The organism is Algoriphagus persicinus, from assembly GCF_035156415.1.
GTDB classification, from domain to species: domain Bacteria; phylum Bacteroidota; class Bacteroidia; order Cytophagales; family Cyclobacteriaceae; genus Algoriphagus; species Algoriphagus persicinus.
Map to the genome: position 1 here is coordinate 36,416 of NZ_JAYEEY010000027.1, position 23,455 is coordinate 59,870.

22 protein-coding genes are annotated in these 23,455 nt (G+C 40.1%); 10 read left to right on the forward strand and 12 right to left on the reverse strand.

The window, feature by feature from the left end; translation table 11 throughout:
* Nucleotides 1-38: 38 nt before the first annotated feature.
* The 12 genes from U3A58_RS18010 to U3A58_RS18065 form a co-directional block, all read right to left on the reverse strand.
* On the reverse strand, nt 39-1,226 hold the full coding sequence (locus U3A58_RS18010) for an MFS transporter (RefSeq protein ID WP_323825789.1): 1,188 nt from the start codon (nt 1,224-1,226) through the stop codon (nt 39-41).
* A gap of 62 nt (nt 1,227-1,288) precedes the next feature.
* Nucleotides 1,289-2,758, reverse strand: a complete 1,470-nt coding sequence (locus tag U3A58_RS18015; protein ID WP_323825790.1) for an NAD(P)H-hydrate dehydratase — start codon at nt 2,756-2,758, stop codon at nt 1,289-1,291.
* 2 nt (nt 2,759-2,760) lie between these two features.
* The gene (locus U3A58_RS18020; protein WP_323825791.1) at nt 2,761-4,050 is read right to left on the reverse strand and encodes an MFS transporter; all 1,290 of its coding nucleotides are present in this window, start codon (nt 4,048-4,050) and stop codon (nt 2,761-2,763) included.
* Between the two features lie 87 nt (nt 4,051-4,137).
* A complete protein-coding gene (locus U3A58_RS18025) occupies nt 4,138-4,602 on the reverse strand; it encodes an ExbD/TolR family protein (protein WP_323825792.1) in 465 nt (154 codons plus the stop codon).
* Between the two features lies 1 nt (nt 4,603).
* The gene (locus tag U3A58_RS18030) at nt 4,604-5,239 is read right to left on the reverse strand and encodes an ExbD/TolR family protein (RefSeq protein ID WP_323825793.1); all 636 of its coding nucleotides are present in this window, start codon (nt 5,237-5,239) and stop codon (nt 4,604-4,606) included.
* A 1-nt stretch (nt 5,240) separates the two neighbouring features.
* Nucleotides 5,241-5,570 carry a hypothetical protein gene (locus U3A58_RS18035; protein ID WP_323825794.1) on the reverse strand — a complete coding sequence of 110 codons (330 nt, stop codon included), beginning with the start codon at nt 5,568-5,570 and terminating at the stop codon, nt 5,241-5,243.
* A 54-nt stretch (nt 5,571-5,624) separates the two neighbouring features.
* A complete protein-coding gene (locus U3A58_RS18040) occupies nt 5,625-6,431 on the reverse strand; it encodes a MotA/TolQ/ExbB proton channel family protein (protein WP_323825795.1) in 807 nt (268 codons plus the stop codon).
* Between the two features lie 814 nt (nt 6,432-7,245).
* Complete coding sequence (locus tag U3A58_RS18045) at nt 7,246-7,425, reverse strand: hypothetical protein (protein WP_323825796.1); 180 nt, start codon at nt 7,423-7,425, stop codon at nt 7,246-7,248.
* A 369-nt stretch (nt 7,426-7,794) separates the two neighbouring features.
* A complete protein-coding gene (gene arsB, locus U3A58_RS18050; protein ID WP_323825797.1) occupies nt 7,795-8,853 on the reverse strand; it encodes an ACR3 family arsenite efflux transporter in 1,059 nt (352 codons plus the stop codon).
* Nucleotides 8,850-9,482: a low molecular weight phosphatase family protein gene (locus U3A58_RS18055; protein WP_323825798.1), complete on the reverse strand. Its 633-nt coding sequence runs from the start codon at nt 9,480-9,482 to the stop codon at nt 8,850-8,852. Before U3A58_RS18055 ends, arsB begins: the two co-directional genes overlap by 4 nt.
* A 19-nt stretch (nt 9,483-9,501) precedes the next feature.
* Nucleotides 9,502-9,972, reverse strand: a complete 471-nt coding sequence (locus tag U3A58_RS18060; RefSeq protein ID WP_323825799.1) for a DUF6428 family protein — start codon at nt 9,970-9,972, stop codon at nt 9,502-9,504.
* A gap of 59 nt (nt 9,973-10,031) precedes the next feature.
* The gene (locus tag U3A58_RS18065; RefSeq protein WP_323825800.1) at nt 10,032-10,364 is read right to left on the reverse strand and encodes an ArsR/SmtB family transcription factor; all 333 of its coding nucleotides are present in this window, start codon (nt 10,362-10,364) and stop codon (nt 10,032-10,034) included.
* A gap of 255 nt (nt 10,365-10,619) precedes the next feature.
* On the opposite strand from U3A58_RS18065, the gene U3A58_RS18070 reads away from it, so the two are divergent.
* From U3A58_RS18070 to U3A58_RS18115, 10 genes are all read left to right on the forward strand, one after another.
* Entirely contained in the window at nt 10,620-10,793 is a 174-nt protein-coding gene (locus tag U3A58_RS18070) for a hypothetical protein (RefSeq protein WP_323825801.1), read from the forward strand.
* A 417-nt stretch (nt 10,794-11,210) separates the two neighbouring features.
* Complete coding sequence (locus tag U3A58_RS18075; RefSeq protein ID WP_323825802.1) at nt 11,211-11,825, forward strand: hypothetical protein; 615 nt, start codon at nt 11,211-11,213, stop codon at nt 11,823-11,825.
* A gap of 4 nt (nt 11,826-11,829) precedes the next feature.
* Entirely contained in the window at nt 11,830-12,357 is a 528-nt protein-coding gene (locus tag U3A58_RS18080; RefSeq protein WP_323825803.1) for a PRC-barrel domain-containing protein, read from the forward strand.
* A gap of 648 nt (nt 12,358-13,005) precedes the next feature.
* Entirely contained in the window at nt 13,006-14,313 is a 1,308-nt protein-coding gene (locus U3A58_RS18085) for an aspartate aminotransferase family protein (RefSeq protein WP_323825804.1), read from the forward strand.
* Between the two features lie 98 nt (nt 14,314-14,411).
* A complete protein-coding gene (locus U3A58_RS18090) occupies nt 14,412-15,347 on the forward strand; it encodes a carbon-nitrogen hydrolase family protein (protein ID WP_323825805.1) in 936 nt (311 codons plus the stop codon).
* A gap of 18 nt (nt 15,348-15,365) precedes the next feature.
* The gene (locus tag U3A58_RS18095; RefSeq protein WP_323825806.1) at nt 15,366-15,773 is read left to right on the forward strand and encodes a VOC family protein; all 408 of its coding nucleotides are present in this window, start codon (nt 15,366-15,368) and stop codon (nt 15,771-15,773) included.
* 3 nt (nt 15,774-15,776) lie between these two features.
* Nucleotides 15,777-18,533: an aminotransferase class I/II-fold pyridoxal phosphate-dependent enzyme gene (locus U3A58_RS18100; protein WP_323825807.1), complete on the forward strand. Its 2,757-nt coding sequence runs from the start codon at nt 15,777-15,779 to the stop codon at nt 18,531-18,533.
* A 4-nt stretch (nt 18,534-18,537) separates the two neighbouring features.
* Nucleotides 18,538-20,178: a biotin carboxylase gene (locus U3A58_RS18105; RefSeq protein WP_323825808.1), complete on the forward strand. Its 1,641-nt coding sequence runs from the start codon at nt 18,538-18,540 to the stop codon at nt 20,176-20,178.
* 86 nt (nt 20,179-20,264) lie between these two features.
* Nucleotides 20,265-21,491, forward strand: a complete 1,227-nt coding sequence (locus U3A58_RS18110) for a C45 family peptidase (RefSeq protein ID WP_323825809.1) — start codon at nt 20,265-20,267, stop codon at nt 21,489-21,491.
* Nucleotides 21,492-21,633: 142 nt separating this feature from the next.
* The gene (locus U3A58_RS18115; protein ID WP_323825810.1) at nt 21,634-22,992 is read left to right on the forward strand and encodes an NAD-dependent succinate-semialdehyde dehydrogenase; all 1,359 of its coding nucleotides are present in this window, start codon (nt 21,634-21,636) and stop codon (nt 22,990-22,992) included.
* Nucleotides 22,993-23,455 lie beyond the last annotated feature (463 nt).

Here is a 23,455-nt window from a genome sequence, read left to right on the forward strand (position 1 = left end):
AATCATCCCACTGTGTGACGCTTTCGTCTTGCTCGACTTTAACTCACCACCTTGATCCTTCTGGCAAGCGGAATGCACAATAAACTGGTGGCAATAGCAATATATCCCACCACATCGTAATTGGTTAATTCTCCCACAGCATTTTCGCCAATTATAATTCCTGCAAGTAACGAAGCTACTCCTGTAGCCAATTGCTGCACTGCCGAGTTGAAGCTAAGAAAGCTCCCTCTATTTTCCGGCTTTGCCGTACCCGTGATAATCGCCGCAGCCGGCACATATCTACCATTAGAGGTCACAAAAAACATAGTAGAAACCATCAATACAAATGGAATGGGAGTCACTCCAAGGTGGGTGATTATAGCTATTGGGATTAAATTAAGAAGCATAAAAATAATGAAGATCTTATGTTTCCCAAATCTATCTGAAAGCTTACCCACCCACGGAGATGTAAAAATAGTAAAGGCTCCACCTGCCATATAAATATAGGTGAGCTGAAGTTCAGTAAAACCGATATTCGCCACGGTGTACGGGCTCAAAAATGGAATTATCATAAACTGACCAAACATCATCATCACGGATAGTGTAATCGCGCGCATTTGATTAGAATCACTGGTCACCCTGCGAATCACAACCAGAGGACTTGGCCTTTTCTTGTCATTTTTGAGATGCGCTGTGATCGTAGGAATGAACCTAATAATCATCCCGAGACTCAAAACAGATAAGCCTGTAAGCATGAAAAATGGTGTGTGCCAATCCGACAAACTTGCCAGAAACAACCCAAGTGGAACACCCAGAACTGACGCCACTGAGAATGCCCCCATCACTAACCCCATCGCTCTGCCCCTTCTGGAATCAGGAATTACATCCCCAATGATTGCCAAGATCAAGGCAGAAGTAAATCCCCCAAAAATGCCGGAAATCACTCTGGCAGCTAAAAGAACAGGGTAGCTAGGGGATAAGGCACAACCCAAGGTAGCAATGGTAAAACCTATATATACCCAAACCAGTATTTTCTTACGATCAAACCTATCCAAGACAAAGGCTCCGAAAAAGCTGGAAATCCCCGCGCTGAAGGTATAGCAAGACACCAAAAGACCAAATTCACGGGGTGAAATAGCAAAGAGCCTCATAAGATGCGGACCCAACGGCATCAAAATCATGAAATCTACTATGTGTATAAAATTTATGGCCGCTAGAGTCCAAAGCAGAAGCTTCTCTTTGTTCATATTAAAAATGGATATGCGCAGAACCCAAAGGATACTTAAAAAGTTTGCCTAGAAACAAAGAATCATGAAATATCCAAGTGAAGGTAAGTTTTTGGAATTGCACCAATAATATCACTAGCTATCATCGATCTTCTTTTGGACTTTGATGCAATCTCTCCTGCCAATCCATGATGGTACACTCCACATAGTACAGCAGCTTCAGGACTGTACCCCATTCCCAAATAGGAAGTAATCATCCCTGTAAGGACATCTCCAGATCCTCCAGTAGCCATATATTTGGTTCCAGATGAATTGACTACCTGTCTCCCATCCGGCAAACTAATGACTGTATTTGCCCCCTTCAATACCAAAATCAATCCCTTGTCAAACGCAAATTCTTTGGCCATCTTCAGCCTTTCTAGATGATCCTTGGCCAAACCTACTAATCTAGAAAACTCACCGATATGAGGTGTAAGAATTGAATTCTTTGGAAGTAATGGTATTAAATCAGGGTTTCTTGCCAGCAGATTCAATCCATCTGCATCTACTACTACAGGTTTTTTGAAATCTTGCAAAAATTGCCTAAATAATCCAACTCTGTTCTCGATCCCCCAACCTGGCCCAATACCCACTGCGTCATAAAACTCAGGATTAGGAATCAGCCCCCAGGAAGCCATCGCTTCTGGAACGGCTGCTTGAATGATAAATCGCTCTGAGTCCTCCATGTGGCAAGTTACTAGGCCTGACCCTGTACGTAATGCGCTTTTTGCACAAAGAATAAGTGCCCCCATCTTCCCTGGACTTCCTCCCAAAAGCAGGATTTTCCCCATATCTCCCTTGTAGCTGAATCTATTGAAAACCTTATGCATCGGCCGAACATCCTGACCTTCCAAATAAAAGAAGGAGGAGACTAATCCTTCATACGAACGTTCTCCTAGACCAATTTTCAACACCACCATTTCCCCAACAAATCGGACATGCTCTGGCAATACCAGCGAGAGCTTAGGAAATTCAAAACTGACTGTGAAATCAGCATGAACGGCCTGCGCTTTGGTAATTTCATCTGATGGCAAACCAGATGGAAGATCTACACTTATAACTGTTCCTAGGTAATCATTTAGCTTTTGGATGATTATAGTGGCGTCTGGTCTAAGCTGTCCTTTTAATCCTACACCTAAAAAAGCATCAATTAAAATTCCATTTATTGCAAAATCCCAATCATCAACTTCTACGATCGGAATTGATTTAGGTAACCTTTTAAAATTCAAAATGGCATCAGAACTCATTCCCTCAACTGAGTCAAAACACTTCAGTATAGAAACCGAAAAAGTATGAGCTGACAACAGTCTGGCAATCGCCAAACCATCACCTCCGTTATTCCCTCTACCCACAGCGATTTGAATAAGGGATTCAGTAGAAAATTGCTGATCCAAAAACCATTTCACAAAAACAGTTGCAGCTGCTTCCATCAACTCGTGACTGCTTTGACTACTCAGCTTCAAATGTTGTGCATCGAGCTCTTTGACCTGAGCTCCAGCTAGAATTTTTTGCATGCTTACACCACTTCAGTAGCTAACCCTTTTTTGGGAATAGATACTAAAAGTAGGAAACCTAAGCCAACAAGAAAAAATATACCTAGGGAAAGCGCAGAGTTTCTCATACTTCCGGTGATTTGCTCGATAAAACCATACGAGAATGTCCCAAGAACAATTGCTAACTTTTCTGTCACATCATAGAAGCTAAAATAGGACGCATGGTCGGTTGTACTCCTGGGTATCAATTTGGAGAAAGTTGATCTGGACAAAGATTGAATCCCCCCCATCACCAAACCCACCACAAATGCCAAAGCAAAGAACTCATAAACGGTATAGACATAGTAGGCCCCCGCACAGATCCCAACCCATATCAGCACCATAATCACCAGACTTTGCTTATTCCCATATTTCTTTGAAATAAACGCGAAAAAATAACTACCTGCAATTGCCACTATCTGAATAATCAAAATAGTCATTATCAACTGATCACCGGGTAATCCAAGTTCTTTATCACCAAAGGTGGCCGCCAAATACATCACCGTCTGAACCCCCATGGAGTAAAAAAAGAAAGAGGTCAAGAAACGATTCATCACCTTAATCTGCTTCACTTCATTCCATACTTTTCTGATTTCCTGATAACCTTTTAGTAAAAATTCCTTTTTAATATTCTTCCCAAAAGGATTGTGAGGAAGAACTCTGAAAGTAATTTGAGAAAAACCAGCCCACCAGATCCCCGTAATTAAAAATGAAAATCGTGCAGCCATCCCATCATTAGGAAGCATAAAATAGGACGGAAACTGAATCATCAGCAAATTTAGTACTAAGAGAATCACACTGCCTATATACCCAAGCGCAAAACCTTTAGCACTTAGCATATCATACTTATCCGGAGTAGTGATTTCAGGCAAATAGGCGTTGTAGAATACAATACTTCCTGCATACCCTACACTTGCTAAAATGCTAAAACAGATACCCCATTCAAGATTATTGCCGTCAAAAAAGAATAAGGCTATACAGGATATAGAACCCAGATAAGCAAAGAATTTCATAAACTGAAGCTTCTTGCCACTTGCATCGGCAATACCTGAGAGAATTGGAGATATCAAGGCTATTATTAAAAAAGAGAAAGAAATGGAGTATGAATATAAAACCGTGTTGACGATCTCAAATCCAAAAAAGCTAACCTCATCATCTACATTAAGTCCCTTGGTGACGCTATTGAAATAAACAGGGAAAATAGTAGAAGTAATAACCAGACTATATACTGAATTTGCCCAGTCGTACATCGCCCAGGCATTTTGGACCTTCATGGTGTTCTTAAGAGATGATAGCATACCTACTATAAAAAAAAGCTATCCCGTTATCCGAGATAGCTTTAATATATCGACTAGAATATTTTAATCTTGTGGAGCTTTTCCAATTGAGGCATAAAGAATTCTTCTTGCATCAGCTTCTCTCAATTCTGTCTGAACATCAGAGATTGGACCCATTTTCACATCCCTATCCGCTTTCATAGAAATCGTTATCAATCCCCGGTCGGACTCAGGAAGTAAATCTCTTTCTTGGTTTACCCACTGAACAATATCTGGAGTCATAATAAGTGCATCATTTGCTTGCACTCTAGGCTCTGTACCATAGAGCGCTGTATTCTTAGGCTTTCCTATGAAAATATAAGATATAAGCGTCTTCTTCTGCAGCTTCTGCAACTGCGTCGCTTGAGGAATCTTCTGCTCCACCAAAATCTCCTGTTCTCTCAACACAGTAGTTACCATGAAGAAAAAGAGTAACATGAAGATAATATCAGGTAAAGCTGAAGTAGGTATACTTACCTCTGATTTTGTTTTCTTTCCAAACTTTGCCATATTAATTTCCTCCTATTTTATTAGGTTCAGCAATAGATATCGCCATTGGTATCCCTTCTTTACCTCTGTCTTGAAGACTAACCTCCGCATCGTTTTTGCCCGTCAATGCTCTATATTCATCCGTGCTAAGATTAACTCTAGCAGCATAAATATCAAAATAAGCTTTTTTGGTCAAATCAAATACTTCAAGGTATCTCTCATAACTGGTGCCGCGGTCAGTCTTGATAGACACAACTGCTTCCCCTGGATCATCAGACGATTCTGGAATTCTTGCAGCGAGAGCCTTCAATGAGGCTGGTAGAGAATTATACAAGGCACCTCCTTCTTCATCAGGTGCTCCGAAGTTTAAGATAAATGCTTTTACCTCTTCATCTAGACCATCAGAATTGTTTCTGAATTCTCCTTCAACCAATAACTGATCGTTGGCATTAAGAAGAATAGTGAATATGTTACGTTCATTCAGATCGATCTCAGGAGGAGGATTATTGGGATCTAGCTTCGGAGGAAGAATATTTAAAATACCCTTGTCCGATGCGATCGTAGTGGTGACGAGAAAGAAGATCAGCAACAGGAAAGCAATATCTGCCATAGAGCCTGCATTGACCTCCGTACTCATTCTATTTTTCTTTCTGGCCATATTACTTTATCGCTTTAGTAACTTCTGTCAATACGATACTTCCAAGAGCAAAGATTGCAAGAATGTAAGTGGTGATAAGCATTCCACCTACCAACTGAGATCCCGAAGGAGTCAAGTTAAAAGGAGAAGCTTCAAATTTAGGAAGTACCTCATTGCTAGAAATTGAATAAGCGATGAAGAACAATACAACTATACCAACAATTCCTATTGCAGTTTTAAGCAAGCTTTTTGGATTGTCCAAAGACTTGATTAATGGCATTAAAACGGCCACTACAGCACCAATTGCGATTAGGAGATAACTTCCGTATAATAAGATGTCATAAGTATCCATAATGTAGTTTTCTTTGAGGTTAATATTTATATAATGGCTCTACAAATTGACGGCTTACTTACCAGTCAATTTGTGCTTAACCAAAATATCAACCAAAGTAATGGAAGCATCTTCCATGTCATTAACCAAAGAATCAATTTTTGCTACACAATAATTGTAGAACAACTGAAGAATAATTGCAACAATCAAACCCGCAACTGTAGTCAAAAGGGCGATTTTGATACCACCTGCTACTAGGGAAGGGGAGATATCACCGGCTGCTTCGATAGAATCAAATGCTCCGATCATACCGATTACAGTACCCATGAAACCCAACATTGGAGCTAAAGAGATAAATAGGGAAATCCAAATTAGACCTTTTTCCAATCTACCCATTTCTACCGAACCGTAGGAGATAATGGATTTCTCTACCATCTCGATACCTTCAGAATATCTCATCAAACCTTGGGTAAAGATAGAAGCTACAGGGCCTTTGGTGTTTTTAGTAACATCCTTAGCTGCTTCTACTCCACCTGATTCTAGCGCATCTTCTACTTTAGTCAACAATTTCTTCGTGTTGGTAGTAGATAGGTTCAGGGTGATGATTCTTTCCAACGCAACCGCTAGACCTAAGATCAAACAGATCAATACTGGAGTCATGTAAAGAGGATCACCTTCGATGAATTTCTCCTTGACAACTTGGTGGAAGCTTAGCTCCTCTGCGACGATTTCATCATCTACAATTGTGGGAGATGCAGCAGGCTCAACTGCTACGGGGGTTGTTTCTTCTTGTGCTGCAGAATCTTCTGTCTCTTGTGCGTTAGCAAAAACAGGTGCAAATAGAATGCCTGCAAGCATGAACAAAGCGATTAACTTTCTCATAATGTGGATTTTAAATAGACTTTTGATAAAGGTTAAATGGTTTCTACTCTAGAATCGAGTTTTAAAGTTATCATTTTTTAAATTCAAAAAACAATCGACTCTTTTAGATTTTTATGAAAATTCAGGCTTATATGTCAGGAATAAGCAAGCTTTTACATGAACGGGCGTATTTCCTTTTACTTTAAAAAAGACACGTATCCCCAAAACTCAATGGTAAGGTTCTTAATTTTTCGCAGAAAGAAAAATTATAATGTATCAGAAACCCTACCTTTTTTCTAATTGATCAGAATATCCTGATTAATTGGATTTTACATATTTGGACTATGTGACATTATTCACATTAATTGTCTATGAACTCTCTGAAGTTGCTGAAATTTGCAAAGAACAATGACAACCGACTACATGGGAATTAACAAAGTTTAAACTTTTACAAGGTTTAATTTGAGTTTTAAGACTATGCCTGAAAGAAAAATTATAGCAGTATCATGAGTAGCTTTCTTGCAATGAAACATATAAAGCGGAGACACAAGTCATTTTAAAAATACACTTACCATTTGATCTCCTTTAGATAATCCACTACTTCGTGTACTGTTTTACAGGCTGTGCGCTCTACACCTACCAAGCTAGCTGATGCAAATCCAGTCCATGCTCAATAACCTATCAACCATAGTCCGTGCACCTCTTGACTACGGGTCTCATCGGTAGAAACTCTGCCCTTGGCATACTTCAGGGCCAAATCGGAGAGATGATCAGTACTAAAACCAAAACCTGTACACCAAAGAATGGCATCAATATCATCTCTTTCCCCATTTTTCTATACTACTGAAGTTTCTTTCAAAGCAGAAACTCTTGCTTTGGAAATAGGCGTTTTTTCCACATCAAACGCTTTGGGATTCTGATACTGCCCTGAATGTAGCTGCTTTCCCTGAAAATACTCCCTTCCCGATAATTCAGGAATGAACGGTATTTGCCAGGTTTCCGTGGCTGAAATCACAGCTTTTGACTTAACCTCCCCTCTCCCTGCGGTATGGATCAGAAAAAACCCAGCCTCTCAGGTAACCTACGTGACACGAATGCCTCGCTCAAGCAGAAAATTATAACGCTGTTCATAGGCACATGGGTAAGAAATGACCTCTGCCCAGGAAGTATACTCTCCTTTTCAAGCCGCCATCATTTATTCTGGAAGAGAACTGAATTTGGAAGGTGAAAACAGCGTGAGTGGCGCCCATGTCTGAGGCCAACTACCTCCACAGCTTTCCTTATCATCCAGATAAGGTATTCAGACCCGTCCGACGCAGAAAATAGCCGCAGGCAAGAGGGTTTTGCCCCCCTCCTATGATAACCAAATCAACCTCCTTTTTTATCAATTCGAGAGTTGAGATGTACCGTAATATTTATTTTTAAGCCAAAATGATACCCTAACCAAAAGTATTAGCGCCGGAACTTCTACCAAAGGACCGATCACCCCGGCAAAAGCTTGTCCAGAGTCAAGACCAAATACGGCAATGGCAACCGCAATAGCCAATTCAAAGTTGTTTCCCGCAGCGGTAAAGGAAATCGCTGCACTCTTATCGTAGCTAACACCCATAGTCTTACTAAAGAAGAATCCGAGAATAAACATCAGCGTAAAATACACCAAGAGTGGGATCGCAATCCGAACCACATCCATCGGTATTGCTACGATCAGTTCGCCCTTTAGCGAAAACATAACCACAATGGTAAATAACAATGCGATCAAGGTAATAGGAGATATTGCTGGAATAAACACATTAATGTACCAATCTTCACCTTTAGTACGGACCAAAATCAACCTGCTGAGGATTCCAGCTAGAAAAGGTATCCCCAGGTAAATGGCGACACTTTCAGCAATAGTTCCAACGGATATGTCAACAATTGCTCCTGCAAAACCGAAATACGGAGGAAGCACCGTAATAAACAACCAAGCATAAAAACTATACATAAATACCTGAAAAATACTGTTCAGCGCGACCAGACCAGCTCCATACTCACTGCTGCCCTCGGCCAGGTCATTCCACACCAAAACCATCGCAATACAGCGGGCCAAACCGATCAGGATCAGCCCCACCATGTACTCGGGATAATCCTGAAGGAAAATCAGCGCAAGCGCAAACATCAAAACAGGACCTATGATCCAATTGAGAATCAGAGAAATACTAAGAATCCGTACATTTTTGAAAATCTTCGGCAAAAGCTTATAATCAACCTTGGCCAGTGGAGGGTACATCATCAAGATCAGGCCAATGGCTATCGGAATGTTGGTACTGCCCGAGCTAAAGGAATTGATAAAATCCGAACTGGAGGGGAATAAAAAGCCTATCCCCACACCAATTGCCATCGCCAGAAAAATCCACCAAGTGAGATTCTTGTCCAGAAAACCAAGCTTCTTTTTAGATTGAATCATGCTTTTATATGAATTTGCCCAAACACATAGAACATTTCCGAAGCTATCTGCAGTGACCTTTCGTCATAGCGGCTTGCTTCCTCAGAGGTGCCATCATACTTTTTGGGATCTTCATATCTTACCGGTATCCTATTCTCTGTGCCGGGGATAAAGGGACAGTTCTTATCCGCATGTGCGCAGGTCATCACGGCTGCAAATCTTTGGGCCTTGTTGATAGGATCATTGAAGAGTTTGGAAAAGGCAGAAATCGGTTCTGCCTCATCAGAGTGAAAGATAAAATATATGGGATTCTCACTACCTTTTTTAGTCACTCTAAAGCCGCTCCGCTTGATGGATTCTACAGCACGTTCGTTAAATTCTGTCACTTCAACACCCCCGGAGTAGCAGTCAGCTGGAATCCCGAAATAATCCGCAGCCGTCTGGGCCCAAATCTGGGAAAACTGGCTCCTCCGAGAATTATGGGTACAGATAAAGTTTAAGTTAAGCTCTTCTCCAGCTCTTAGTTTTTCCTGGATATAATCAATCAAGAACTGTAGAACTGCTTTTCTTTCATCTGTTATAGGAAGGGATCTCGCTTTCTCCACAGTTTCGGCAAGCCGGGGCAATAAAATTACGCTGTTATTATTCATTTTTCAGTGATAGGTTAACTTAACAACATCCTGATCCGGGTGCACAGGAATTGGCAGTTGTGGACATGTCGGCTAGGCCTAATTTCTGCTTTTCCTGTGGAATATCACACTTCTCTTTGGCCAGGCAGTCGGTCTGCTTGCTTGTGAGTAAAAAATTCTTCCCATCAAACTCCAGCCCGAATTTTCCGATGGTTTCTGCCTGATATTCTACTTCCACCTCTAGGTCTTCCATGGCAAGTACTTTTTCGGAGAGTTCAATGATTTTCACCAGTTTTTCAGGATGTAGGCGATGGTTGTAATCATTCGCATTCCAAAGCTGGAAATTGGCCACATTTTCTATTCTGACTGTTCCACCGCAGTCAATAAAGTGTTTGGAAATTTTACCTACTTCAGTGACGTGGAAGTGGGTTGGCACCAATGATCCGTCAGGCAATTGAAAGGCTATGTTATCCAATTGGACTAGTGCTTTTTTAACTTCTGATAGTTGCATAACTTAATTTGTTTATTGCGATAAAACGATTAATAGATACAAATTTTTTTACTTCTTAATTAACAACAGGTGCTATCCGGAGATTGGTACTGCTCAAATATTTCCTTGAAGAGCTGCTGAATATGTGCCCATCTCGCAGGATTGATACAATAGCTCACCGAAACACCTTCTATGGTTCCTTGAATAATTCCCACCTCTTTGAGTTCCCTGAGGTGTTGGCTGATGGTAGCTTGAGCAAGCCCAAGTTCCTGGACCAGATCCCCGTTGATACAGGTATTGGATTTGAGCAGGTACTGGATGATTGCAATCCGCGCAGGATGGGCAAATACCTTGGCGACTTGCGCCAGCTCATTTTGCTCCAGAGTAAATAAATCGCTTTTGGTAACTCCCATAGTATATTAATTCATTGCAATATTACAATGAATCTATGAAACCAAAAAAAAATCGAAGGGATTTTTTTTGAGAAATCCTGAATTTGGATAATTAGAAGATATGGCTGTAAGGATCAGATGAAGCAAGCAGGCTATGGCTACTTTATTATAATTGAAAAATCTCCCCATCTTTTGGGGAATACTGTTGAAATGCTTGAATAATATTTAAGGGAATTCTGGTCTTAATTCTATTATCAAAATGTATACCTTTCGACGATGAAACTCAAAAGCATATTTGGCGCCATTCTCACGGTAATTGGAATTGCCGGATTATCCTACGCCGCAGTGTTATACGTCAATGGTACAGCAGGAATTCGCTCACTACTTGTGTATGGTATTTTGGGCCTTATCTTTTTTATGTCTGGGATTGGCTTGTTAAAGAAATTATAATTAACCTCTGGCGAACCTTCAAACTCCAGAAATTACCCTTATTTGGAGTAAAGCCACGTAGTTAGAGACTTGACTAAGAATAATTTTTCATCCCTTCGATCAGAAAATTCTACTTCACTATTACAATCGGTGGAGAATTCCATTTTCACTTCTAAACTTTCTCTCCATCATTAATATTGACAAGTGATTGATAGCAAGTTAAAAGAACACCCTGAAATCATAGAGTATTAAATTGAGAAAATGCTTACGCAAATTGGGTCATTCTCACAACTTTGATAGTTCTTCCATTATGATATTAATCAGAGTTTTATTTGGTCAAAATGATGTATGGGGCAATAATTAATATGAAATTTTTCAAATAATCCAAACGGAGCAATTTTTGAATTAATCTGCCTAAACAATTTAAAATATTTCATTATGGCAGAAATAAAAATAGAAAAGAAAACTACTCCTGTATGGCCTTGGATACTTGTGGCCTTAGCGGTCATTGCACTTTTGATTTACCTTTTTGCCTTCAATGGTGATGGGGATGAAAATGATGAAATGAATGAAATTACTACAGAAGAACCTGCTGATACACGTCAGGTTGCGCCAAACAATTCCACCGTGGTTGAATTTGTGAGTTTTATTGAAGAGGATCCAGACCAGATGGGACTTGATCATGAGTATACTAATGAAGCTCTATTAAAATTAACTAATGCAACCGAAGCTATGGCAAATGAAGCTGGGTACGATACTCAACAGGATATAACCCTGGTTAGAACGCTATCAGAGAAGGTCACCACTGATCCTTTCGAGACTACCCATGCTAATTCTATAAAAGAAGCAGCGGATATTTTGGCTCAAACACTACAGAATATTCAGCAGAATGCTTTTTCAGGTTTGTCAAATGAAGCCAATGCAGTGAAAAGTGCGGCAGCAGAAATTGAAACTGATGTGCTTACTTTAGACCAAAAAGAAGATGTCAAAAATTTCTTCAGAAAGGCTGCTAATTTGCTAGAAAAAATGAATACTAACTCACCAGAAATCTAAAATCATGTCAGAAAACAATAAAAATCTTTATTATTTAGATGAACTTTCCGATTATAAAGTAGCCTCAGATGATAGTGATGTCAGAGGATGGGAAGTAATAGATGCCGATAATCGTACGATAGGAAAAGTCGATCGTTTGCTAGCAAACAAAGAAACCGAACGGGTGGTCTACTTGGATGTAGAAGTTGATCGGTCTTTAATAGAAGACAGTCATGAGGTATATGAGAAATCAGCAAGTGAAGGTGCTCATGAATTTGTAAATAAAGAAGGAGAGAATCATCTCATCATTCCCATTGGATTGGTAAAGTTGGATGAAGAAAACAATAAGGTAATCTCCGATGTAATCAATTACGGCACTTTTGCCAAAACAAAGAGAATTAGCAAAACTGCTCCTATAAACCGCAAATATGAGATGACTGTCCTCGGACATTATTCACCTGGAAACAGGGCTGAAGATGATGACATTGAGCATGAAAAATTTTATGACCGTCAGGAATTCAAAAGATCTACAGACGATAGATATAACAAATAATCTCTTTATTAAATCAAATGATAACCGGAAAATGAGTATTTCATTTCCCGGTTTTTCATGTATTACACTTGCTTATATTTTATATAATTTAATCAAATAGAAAGCATATATAAACATTTTATTATACTAAATATTAGGTTATATATTTTTTTTAAAGAAAGTGACTCAAATAAATATTTTTCAACTCATGTTTAAAAGAATACTTCATATTTTTAATTTAAAAAAATTTAAATAATACTTTTCAACTAGATACGCTTGTTAGCGTAAAGCCCTGGAATTCAGACAATACTGACCAAAAACACACGAAATATGGTTTTTAGGCCAATTACTGCTAATAATAATTTCACTTTTTAATATCCAATTTTATTCCTATATTAGACCAGATCGCAAAATTGTCTTTAATAAAACTATTAATTTAGGGTCAATTAAATCTTCTTAAGAGTTTAACAAAAAACATTATTGAAGCTACTGCGAGCGTCAGATGAAGCGAAAAGCAAAACAAAATCTCACAAGGAATTTACTTTGTTTTAGAGATCTGGTAATTACCAGCATTTTAAATTAAGTTCAATTAAAACTGCTGACACCCATTGCCTTAACTAATTTACTCATCTGCCTTTTAATCTTTATTTCAAAAAAAACTGAATCAGCATGATAAAAGAGAAAACTCAATCTCAGGAAATTCTGGAGAGGAGAAAAAACATAGTAGCCAACGGTGTTGGAATTTTTAATACAGCCACAGTAAAAGACGCAAAAGGCGCAATTATCACCGATGTGGATGGCGAAGAGTACATAGATTTTGCCGGAGGAATAGGGGTTGTAAATGCCGGCCATTGTCCTGAGCCTGTTGTTGCTGCTATTCGGGAGCAAGCCGGAAAGTACTTGCACACCAGTTTTAATGTTGTAACCTACGAACCCTACATAAAGCTGTGCGAAGTCATGGCGGAAATTCTTCCTCATGGCGAAAAAACGAAAGCTATGCTTGTAAGCACAGGAGCAGAGGCTGTAGAAAATGCTATAAAAATTGCCCGACAGGCAACCAAAAGACCTGCAATACTATGTTTTTCAGAAGCATTTCACGGCCGAACAATGATGGCCATGAGCCTAACCAGCAAGATAAGTTACAAATCCGGTAGCGGTCCATTTGCTCCGGAAGTTTACAGATTACCTTTCCCTAATTTTTATAAGTTCGGTAGAACTCAGAATATGGATGACTTTGTGGAAACAGAGCTCAACCGGCTTCGGGAAAGCGCTCATAGCATGGTAGATGTCAAAAGTGTTGCTGCTATCATTATCGAGCCAATTCAAGGAGAAGGTGGATTTAATGCAGTGCCTCAAAAGTATCTCGAAGGGTTACGTGAATTCTGCGATGAACATGGCATTATGTTGATTTTGGATGAGATACAGAGTGGATTCTGTCGGACGGGGCATTGGGCTAGCTGGCAACACTATAATGTGCAGCCGGATATCAGTACCTATGCAAAATCCATGGGATCAGGATTGCCAATTGCAGCAGTTCTTGGCCGTGCGGAAGTAATGGATGCAGCTAGCCCTGGAACTATAGGCGGGACCTATATTGGAAGCCCAGTTTGTTGTGCTGCAGCGCTGGCGACTATTCAATACATGAAAGACATCAACTTAAATGATCGTGCCTTAGAGGTGGGTAAAATCGTCAGAGATCGACTTGAAAAGCTAAAAGCTGAATTTTCTGAAATAGGAGATGTCCGCGGTGTTGGCGCTATGATCGCCATGGAACTGGTAAAGGATAACGATCCGGGAAAACCTCATGCTGAATTGTGTGACAAAATTGTCAAAGGTTGTGCTGAAGATAAGCTTATTATGCTGAGTGCAGGAACCTTTAAAAATGTTATTAGAATACTTTCACCCCTTGTAATTACGGATGAGCAATTACATAAAGGTCTTAATATCCTAGAAAAGCATATCAGGAAAAATGTGTAAATTATAAAGGGCAATTTAATTCGTCAATTTTTTTAACCCTATATCCGCTGGGAAAAGTAATGCGGTAATTTAAACCAACTGAAAATTATAATACTATAATGACTCCATTCGCAATAGCAGGAATCCAAATGAAAGTTTCAGCAGTAGCCTCCAATGTGGCAATGATGAAGCTAAAGCTGGATATAACAATGAGCCTTTATCCATGGGTTGAAATGGTGGTATTTAGTGAGCTGTGTGCCTTCGGTCCACTCACACATACTGCACAGATTATCCCAGGAAGTTTTGAACATGAAATGCAGGAAATGGCCAAAAAGCATAAAATCTGGTTACTACCAGGATCAATTTTTGAAAAAGAAGGGGATCGAATTTATAATACCGCCACAGTTATAAATCCTGAGGGTAAAATTGTGACACGATATAGAAAGATGTTTCCTTTTTATCCCTACGAAGTAGGTGTCACTCCGGGATCTGATTTTTGTGTATTTGATGTACCGGGTGTTGCCAAATTTGGACTTTCCATCTGCTACGACATGTGGTTTCCAGAAACCATTAGAACCCTAGCTGTCAATGGAGCTGAGGTGATTTTGCACCCTACTATGACCGGTACAATTGATCGAGATATTGAACTTTCAATTGTTCGAGCAATGGCCGCAGTCAATCAATGTTATTTTATTGATGTAAACGGACTTGAATCTGGCGGTAATGGAAGATCATTAGTATGTGGGCCGGATGGAAGAATTATATATCAGGCCGAAGGAAATGAGGAAATATTTCCTATTGAGCTCAACATAGAGCGCGTAAAGCGAAGTAGAGAATTAGGTGTATTAAGACTTGGTCAACCTCTGAAAAGTCTTCGTGATCATATCGGAGAATTTAGCATTTATCAGCCGGGTACCAAATTACCATACCTGGATTCGTTAGGCCCTCTGATTAAGCCCACTAGACTTGATGACCTGGCGAGATTGAAAAGGAAAGAAAATGAATACACCCCCCCTTCGACCCCAACAGGGTATAAGGGTTTTGATGAATTATAAACTTAAAAAAATAGAACTATGGGTGGAGTACCTGCAAATAAACAAAAAACAGATAAGACGTTCACCAACTTCATAAATTGGTTTGAAATACCTGCTGTCAATTTCAAGCAGGCCGTAGATTTTTATAATCACATCTACAATATAGAGATGGAGCAAAATTTCAATGGCAGCCATGCAATGGCTTTTTTTCCATCAAAAAATGGAATCGGAGGAGCAGTTGTTGCCGGTCCTGGCTCCACACCCAGCGATACCGGAGCTTTGATTTATTTAAACGGAGGCAAAGACCTGAACCTAGTTCTTTCAAGAATAGAAGAGGCAGGGGGAAGGATAGTAATGCCCAAAACCTTGATCGATGAGGAGCATGGATATTTTGCAATTTTCATCGATTCCGAAGGAAATAAGCTCGCCTTGCATTCAAACAATTAAATTATGCCTGAAAAAAAAATAACAAGTACTCGACACTATAATATTGCTCAGCTACGGATTGAATCTTGGAATAAACTGAAGAATGGATCCAATAAGCTACAGGCTGCTAACAGGGGCTCCGAAGATGAAAAAGAACACAAGCAGGAGCTTAGAAAGTTGTTGAATGAGCTGAAGCATATTGAGTCCTATTTTGCTTTTCCGGGGATTTCAAGGCTAAAGATGCTTAATGAAATGCTAGACCGCCAGGAACATACTGCCCTGGCTAACAAAATCGCAGAGATAACAAAACAACTAGTAAGCGACAGATGCAGAAGCAATCCTGATCATATTGAGGAGGAGGACCATGGCACTGACTTATCGGAAAATTCTGGCTCTGAGGATAGTAATCGCAAGAATTATTTTGAGGTACTCATCGTCGAGGACATATCGGCACAAGAGGAAGCTAAGCTCAGAAGTGATCTAAAAGACCTTCAAGGTTCAGGTGAACAGTTTTGTTACAATATTGTGGTGGAGCGCTCATTTGAAGATGCGATGATTGCCCTCCATTTCAATTGTAATATTCAGGCAGTTGTAATTCGTTATGCCCCTAATTATCACTCAAAAAAGATTACTCCCCAGATCACGCCTTTTATTCAGACTGTCCTCAATCTAAACCTTTCATCAACGCCCCAAGTTGAGTTAGGGCCTCTTCTAGGCACAATTGTCAAGAAATTCAGGCCAGAGCTTGACACTTATTATGTGACTGATACAGCTCTCAGCAGTTTAAAAGACAGCACCTTAAAAAGCTTCAGACGAATATTTTATCGGGTAGAAGATCTACAGGAACTCCATCTTACTATTTTGAGTGGAATAGGAGAAAGATATAAGACACCATTCTTTTCTGCTCTTAAAGAATATAGTAAAAAACCTACCGGTATTTTTCATGCTATGCCCATCTCGAGAGGTAACTCTGTTTTCAAATCTAGATGGATCAATGATTTTGGGAGTTTTTACGGGAGGAACATGTTTCTGGCAGAAACCTCCTCTACTACAGGCGGGTTAGATTCGCTTCTCCAGCCTACAGGTTCTTTGAAAAAGGCGCAGAAAATGGCCAGCGATGCCTATGGTTCACAGCAGACTTTTTTTGTAACCAATGGTACCTCAACTGCTAACAAAATTGTGGTACAGGCAATCGTTAAGCCAGGTGAGGTAGTGATGATTGATCGTGATTGTCATAAGTCACACCATTATGGATTGGTCCTTGCCGGAGCTTATCCTGTATATCTGGATTCGTATCCCATTGAGGAATACTCTATGTATGGAGCAGTACCACTGGAGCAGATAAAAGAAAAATTACTTCAGCTCAAGAAAGCAGGAAGACTGAATCTGGTGAAAATGCTCTTGTTGACCAATTGTACTTTTGACGGTTTAGTTTATAACGTCGAAAAAGTAATGCAGGAAATTTTGGCGATAAAACCAGATATTATTTTCCTCTGGGATGAAGCTTGGTTTGCCTTTGCTGGATTTACCTACACTTATAAGCAGCGGACGGGTATGTTTGTGGCTAAAAAGCTGTACGAAAAATATAAGACAAGCAGCTACCGAGAAGAATATACAGATCACATTAAAAACTTAAAAAGCGACGAGCTTCCTACCTTACCTGATCCTGACAAAGTTCGCATTCGAGTTTATTCCACACAAAGTACCCATAAAACATTAAGTAGCTTCCGACAAGGCTCAATGATTCACATTTGGGATGAGGATTTCCTCAGAAAGACTGAGAATACCTTCCTTGAGGCATACATGACTCATACATCGACCTCACCAAATTATCAGATGCTGGCTTCTCTCGATGCCGGAAGAAGACAGGTGCAGTTTGAAGGCTATGAACTTGTAGAAAAAAGCGTAGAGATGGCGATGGTATTGCGCGCAAAAATCAACGATCATCCCCGACTGAGTAAATATTTTGATGTATTGACAGTCAGTGATTTTATTCCTCAAAAATATAGAGAATCAGGTCTCTCGGAATATTACAATAAGAAAGCAGGCTGGAACCGAATGGAAACCGCCTGGGAGAAGGACGAATTCGTCTTGGATCCTACAAAAATCACGCTTCATGTAGGTCGCACGGGTGTGGATGGTGATACTTTCAAAAATAAGTACTTGATGGATAAATTCAATATTCAGATCAATAAGACCTCGAGAAATACTGTGCTTTTTATGACGAATATTGGTACTACCAAAGGCAGCGTTGCTTACCTCACAAATGCGCTTTTGAAAATAGCTGATGAACTGGATCTGGAATTCCGTTCCCTCAATGATCAAGAAGCAAATATTCGTCGAAATAAAATTCAGTCACTAGTTAAAGATTTCCCCCCACTTCCTGATTTCAGCTATTTTCACCATTCTTTTCAGGCCGTGCCAGGCGTGCCTGGTGGCAACATACGGGAAGCTTATTTTCTCGCGTATGATGAGGAAAATTATGAATATATGCAATTGGAGGATTGTTTGCCTTCCATGGAAAGTAACAGAACACTCGTCGCTTCGTCATTTATAATTCCTTATCCACCTGGCTTTCCTGTGCTTGTTCCAGGTCAGGTAGTGAGTAAAGAAATCATTCATTTTCTAAATGCTTTGGATGTATCAGAGATACATGGTTTCAGAGCAGATCTCGGACTTCGCATTTTCAAAGAAAGTGTGCTGAACAGACACAAAACTGTCACCTCCATGGGATCAACAAATACAACAAAGAAATTATCAACCAAAACCCTAAAAAATTAAGATTATGGCTACCAAAAAAAATGATCAATCAGAACTAGATATGAAAGTTCCTGTTCCTGGTGCACCCATAAAAACCGATCAAAAAACATCAAAAACCACTGCAGGAGCTGCAAAAACAAAAAAGTCCGTGGCTAGTAGCGCGGTGAAAAAACCTGTAGCTAGTAGTCCTGTAAAAAAAGCAGCTCGGAAATCAAAAGTAGAGCTGAGTGGCGTTTCAGATATTAGAAGATCTTTTCACAAAAATGAAGAGCCACTTTACTTTATCAGTGCAACCAATTTCAATCTATTGGGAGCTGATGAATGGATTAAGGGTTTCAAATTCATCTGCTATATCGAATGTTTTGATGGGCTTCATCCCAATGTTTTTTCCCCGAAAACTGAAATACCACACGATGATTTTGAAGGTATAGAGGATATCAATAATTACCTTCTTCAGCACCCGGAGGTACAAGATTACCTAAAAACCCGTTCCGTTGACGGAAGAGCTGGGAAGGCCATGTTCCTGATGTTTGATGAGAAAACAGAAAAGCTTGCGGAAAAGCTGGGTCTCGAGATCATGTTTCCCAAAGCAGAAATGCGAACTTTCCTAGATAACAAAGTCAATACCAACCGTATAGCTGAAAAAGCCGGAGTAGCATGTGTTCCTTATGTATTGAAAAAGGTTACGGATTGGGAGCAGCTTAGAAAAGTTTCCAAACACCTGGGGAACGACCTAGTAATCCAAACTCCTTTCGGCGATTCAGGACATACCACCTTCTTTATTTCAAATGAAGAAGAGTTTCAAAAGCATGAAGAAGAAATAATCAAAGAAGACGAGGTGAAAATCATGAAGCGAATCCGCTGCAAAGGGTCAGCTATTGAAGCTTGCGTCACCAGGCACGGAACTATTGTTGCCCCACTGATGACAGAGTTGGTGGGGTTTGAAGAGCTTACCCCTTACAAAGGTGGATGGTGTGGAAACGAAATCTATCCAGATGCATTTACTCCTGAACTTCGAAATAAGGCGATAGAAAACACTCAGAAATTTGGTAATCAGCTAAGAAAAGAAGGCTACAAAGGTTATTTTGAACTTGATTTTCTGATCGATCTGGATAACGGCGAGATCTATCTGGGAGAATTGAATCCTAGGGTAACCGGTGCAAGTTCCATTACCAATCATGCGGTATTTGCTTTGGCAGATGCCCCTCTGTTTGTTTTTCACATTCTGGAATGGATGGATATTGAATATGATCTGGATGTAGAAGCATTAAACAATAGATGGGCTCATCAGGATAATATTGACGGTTGGAGTCAGTTGATTGTAAAGCATACAGAAGATACTGTAGAATATGTCACAGAAGCTCCAAAATCTGGAATCTGGAAAATGTACGATACAGGTCACATTCAATTTGACCGAATGGATACTCACAGGAGAGCTGTAGAAAATGAAAAAGAGGCATTTTTCCTGAGAATTACCCGAAAAGGCGACTATTTATATGAAGGCGCTGATATGGGAATCCTAGTGACGAGGGGTCGTATGATGACGGATGACTTTCAGCTAAACCATCGCGCCAAGCATTGGATCAAGGCGATCAGATCTCAATACAAGTCCGAATTAGTGGAGGATAAAAGAAAGCCAAAACTCAGCGGCTCACTCACGAAATAAAAAAAAATTTCAAAATTATACCAGCATAATAAGGCCTACATTTTGGCTTTCTTAAGCTGGTATAAACTTTCAATTATAAATCATTAATGAAATTACACTTCAATACAATCGCCGAGCCTTCAACACCCGGGCTCAAATGGCAAAAATTATTCAATACACATTGGGCGGCTTATCGCACCTGGTTTATTTCTAAAGGGACAAGCAATGCTGCAGACCTCAAAACATCCCAAGCAGCGCTTAAAAAATACATGCCCGAAATGTGGCCTACCTATAAGCGTCTTTGCAAGCTGGCAAAAGTAGATGATGTTGCTGCTCGTTTTCTCACTGGCTTTCAACCTCCTGCTTACATAGGCGCATGTTCTCAGGCTATTTTACCTGGAGATGGACTGAAGCTTGTTCGTAATTACGACTTTCATCCTGACTTAACGGAAGGAGTACAGTTATTCACATCATGGAATGGCAAAAAAGTAATCGCCACCAGTGATTGCTTAATCGGAGTTTTGGATGGAATGAATGAAGATGGACTTGCCATTTCCTTAACTTTTGGAGGAAGAAAAGAAGTAGGAGTGGGTTTTGGAATTCCCTTTATAATGCGCTACATCTTGGAGTTTTGTAGTAATGTAGAAGAGGCTGTAAGCGCTTTGAAGCGTATTCCTTCCCACATGTCTTATAACGTAACGGCGATAGACAGAAGCGGGGCACACAAAACCGTTCAGGTAGCACCGGACAAAGCTCCTTTGGTTACAGATGCCACTTATGCCACCAATCATCAGGGTAAGATCGACTGGCCGGAAAATGCAGCTTTCAACAAAACTCTAGAAAGATCTGAGTTTATAGGAAATATGCTGAAAGAAAGAGAAGAAGATGCCCATGCCATGGCAGATGCTTTCCTTCAACCCCCACTCTATAATAAGATGTTTAAAGAAGGCTTTGGAACACTATACACAGCCGTTTATCATCCTGCAAAGGGAACGGTTCAGCTACGTTGGCCTAATATGGAGATTACCCAGGATTTTGTGAATTTCAAAGAAGAATACAAACTGATTCGCCTGGTTCAAAATGCTAAAGTGCCAGTACAGAAAGCTCCTAGAGCCGAAGTATTTGCTGAAGTCGAAAATAAGGTAGACCATACTTATAATAGTCAGACAAACGACTGGCAGCGAACAGTAACCGATATTTTGGTAAGTGCGATGTCTTATGCAAAGCCTTCTGCGGATAAAAAAGAATTGGAAAAGTTAGACGCGAANCTGGCAGCGAACAGTAACCGATATTTTGGTAAGTGCGATGTCTTATGCAAAGCCTTCTGCGGATAAAAAAGAATTGGAAAAGTTAGACGCGAAATTGAACAAAGGTGGTGAAGTTTCTTGGGACGCACTAGCGGATTTTTGGTCCAAAAAAGGAACTGCCTATTCTAAAAACTAGAAGAGCTGATTTTAAGATTTAAAAACAATAGTAATGGAATTTCAGAGCATCAACCCCTACAACAACAAAGAAGTAGGGAGATATACAGCACTTACTTCAGAAGAAACAGATAAAATTTTAGATAAGTCTGCAGAGGCGTTTAAAACTTGGAGCCACGAATCGCTTTCTCACCGTACTGGATTACTTCAAAATGCCGGACAGGTTTTAAGGGAAAACGTAGAAGACTATGCTCAAATGATTACCGCGGAAATGGGAAAACCTATTTCCGAATCCAGAGCCGAAATCAATAAATGTGCGTGGTTATGTGATTTCTATGCCCAAAATGCCGCTGCCTTTCTCGCTTCCGAAGAAATAAAAACTGATGCTTCAAATAGCTTTGTTCGATTTGATCCACTGGGGACAATTTTTGCAATTATGCCTTGGAATTTCCCGTTTTGGCAAGTGTTTCGATTTGCTGCGCCAACGCTTACAGCCGGCAATACTGGTTTATTAAAGCATGCTCCTAATGTTTTCGGCTGTGCGGTGAAAATCGAGGAAGTATTTACTAAAGCAGGCTTTCCTGATGGAGTTTTCCAAAATCTCATCGTACACCACGATCAGACTGAAAAAATCATCGCACATGATGCTATAAAAGCGGTAACGCTTACAGGAAGCGAAATGGCAGGTATGGCAGTGGGCCAACTTGCAGGAAAGTATATCAAAAAAAGCCTGTTGGAGCTCGGAGGCAATAACTCCTTTATCGTGTGGGAAGATGCAGATATCGACCAGGCTGTAAAAACAGCAGTCGCAGCTAGAATGCTGAACTGTGGTCAAAGCTGTATAGCTGCCAAGCGATTTATTCTGCTTGAAGGAATCTATGAGGAATTCGTTTCAAAATTCACCGATGCTGTAAGTAAACTTAAAGCAGGAGACCCAGTTGATGATTCAACCCAAATCGGTCCTCTGGCACGAAAAGATCTTGCAGAACAGTTGAATCTACAAGTGAAAAAGTCTATTGATCAGGGAGCCACATTACTGCTGGGAGGTAAACAGGATAATTGCTTCCATGAACCAACCATCTTAGGAAATGTAACCCCTGGAATGGCTGCTTTTGATGAAGAGACTTTTGGACCTTTGGCTGCCATGATTAAAGCAAAAGACGTGGATGAGGCTTTTCGCCTTGCAGATCAATCTAGATTTGGGTTGGGAACAACTGTGTTCACCAAAAACACGGCAAAAGCAATTGAAATGGCAGACAGAGTAAGCGATGGTGCTTTTTTTATAAACGAGCTGGTGAAATCTGATCCTAGACTTCCTTTTGGTGGTACCAAACGATCAGGTTATGGTCGTGAACTGGCAAGAGAAGGAATGCGAGAATTCGTGAATATTAAGACTGTCTACGTGAAAGAGTAGCGGGAAGGGTGACAGCCCTTATGTTTTAGAAAACCGTTTATAAAGGCAAATAGTCTTCGCCTGTTTTGTAAAACCATTGTAGGCTCTCTATTATAAGCGCCATAGACAATGTGATATATTATCTGGGTATGTGTGCTCATAAAAAATTAAGTTTAAAAATTATCACCCAGTATTGAGTCAGTGAAAATAATCAAAATTCGGTGGCAATGCGATTGAATAATTTGATCGGACTTAGACCTACCCGTAATGGAGATTGAATATACAATAGTTCGACTCACTTCGGGGTCGTAATGATGGACGGGATTTATTAACCATGGGTTTCACCCATGGCTATTCATGGTTGGTGGCTGTCTCATATTGATTTTCATTATTGGAGACAGCCTTTTTTATTCAATAGAGGCCGATTTCCTGAAATCGGTCTCTATTTTTTTGACTACTGTTTAACTCTTTAGCAATAGGCGTT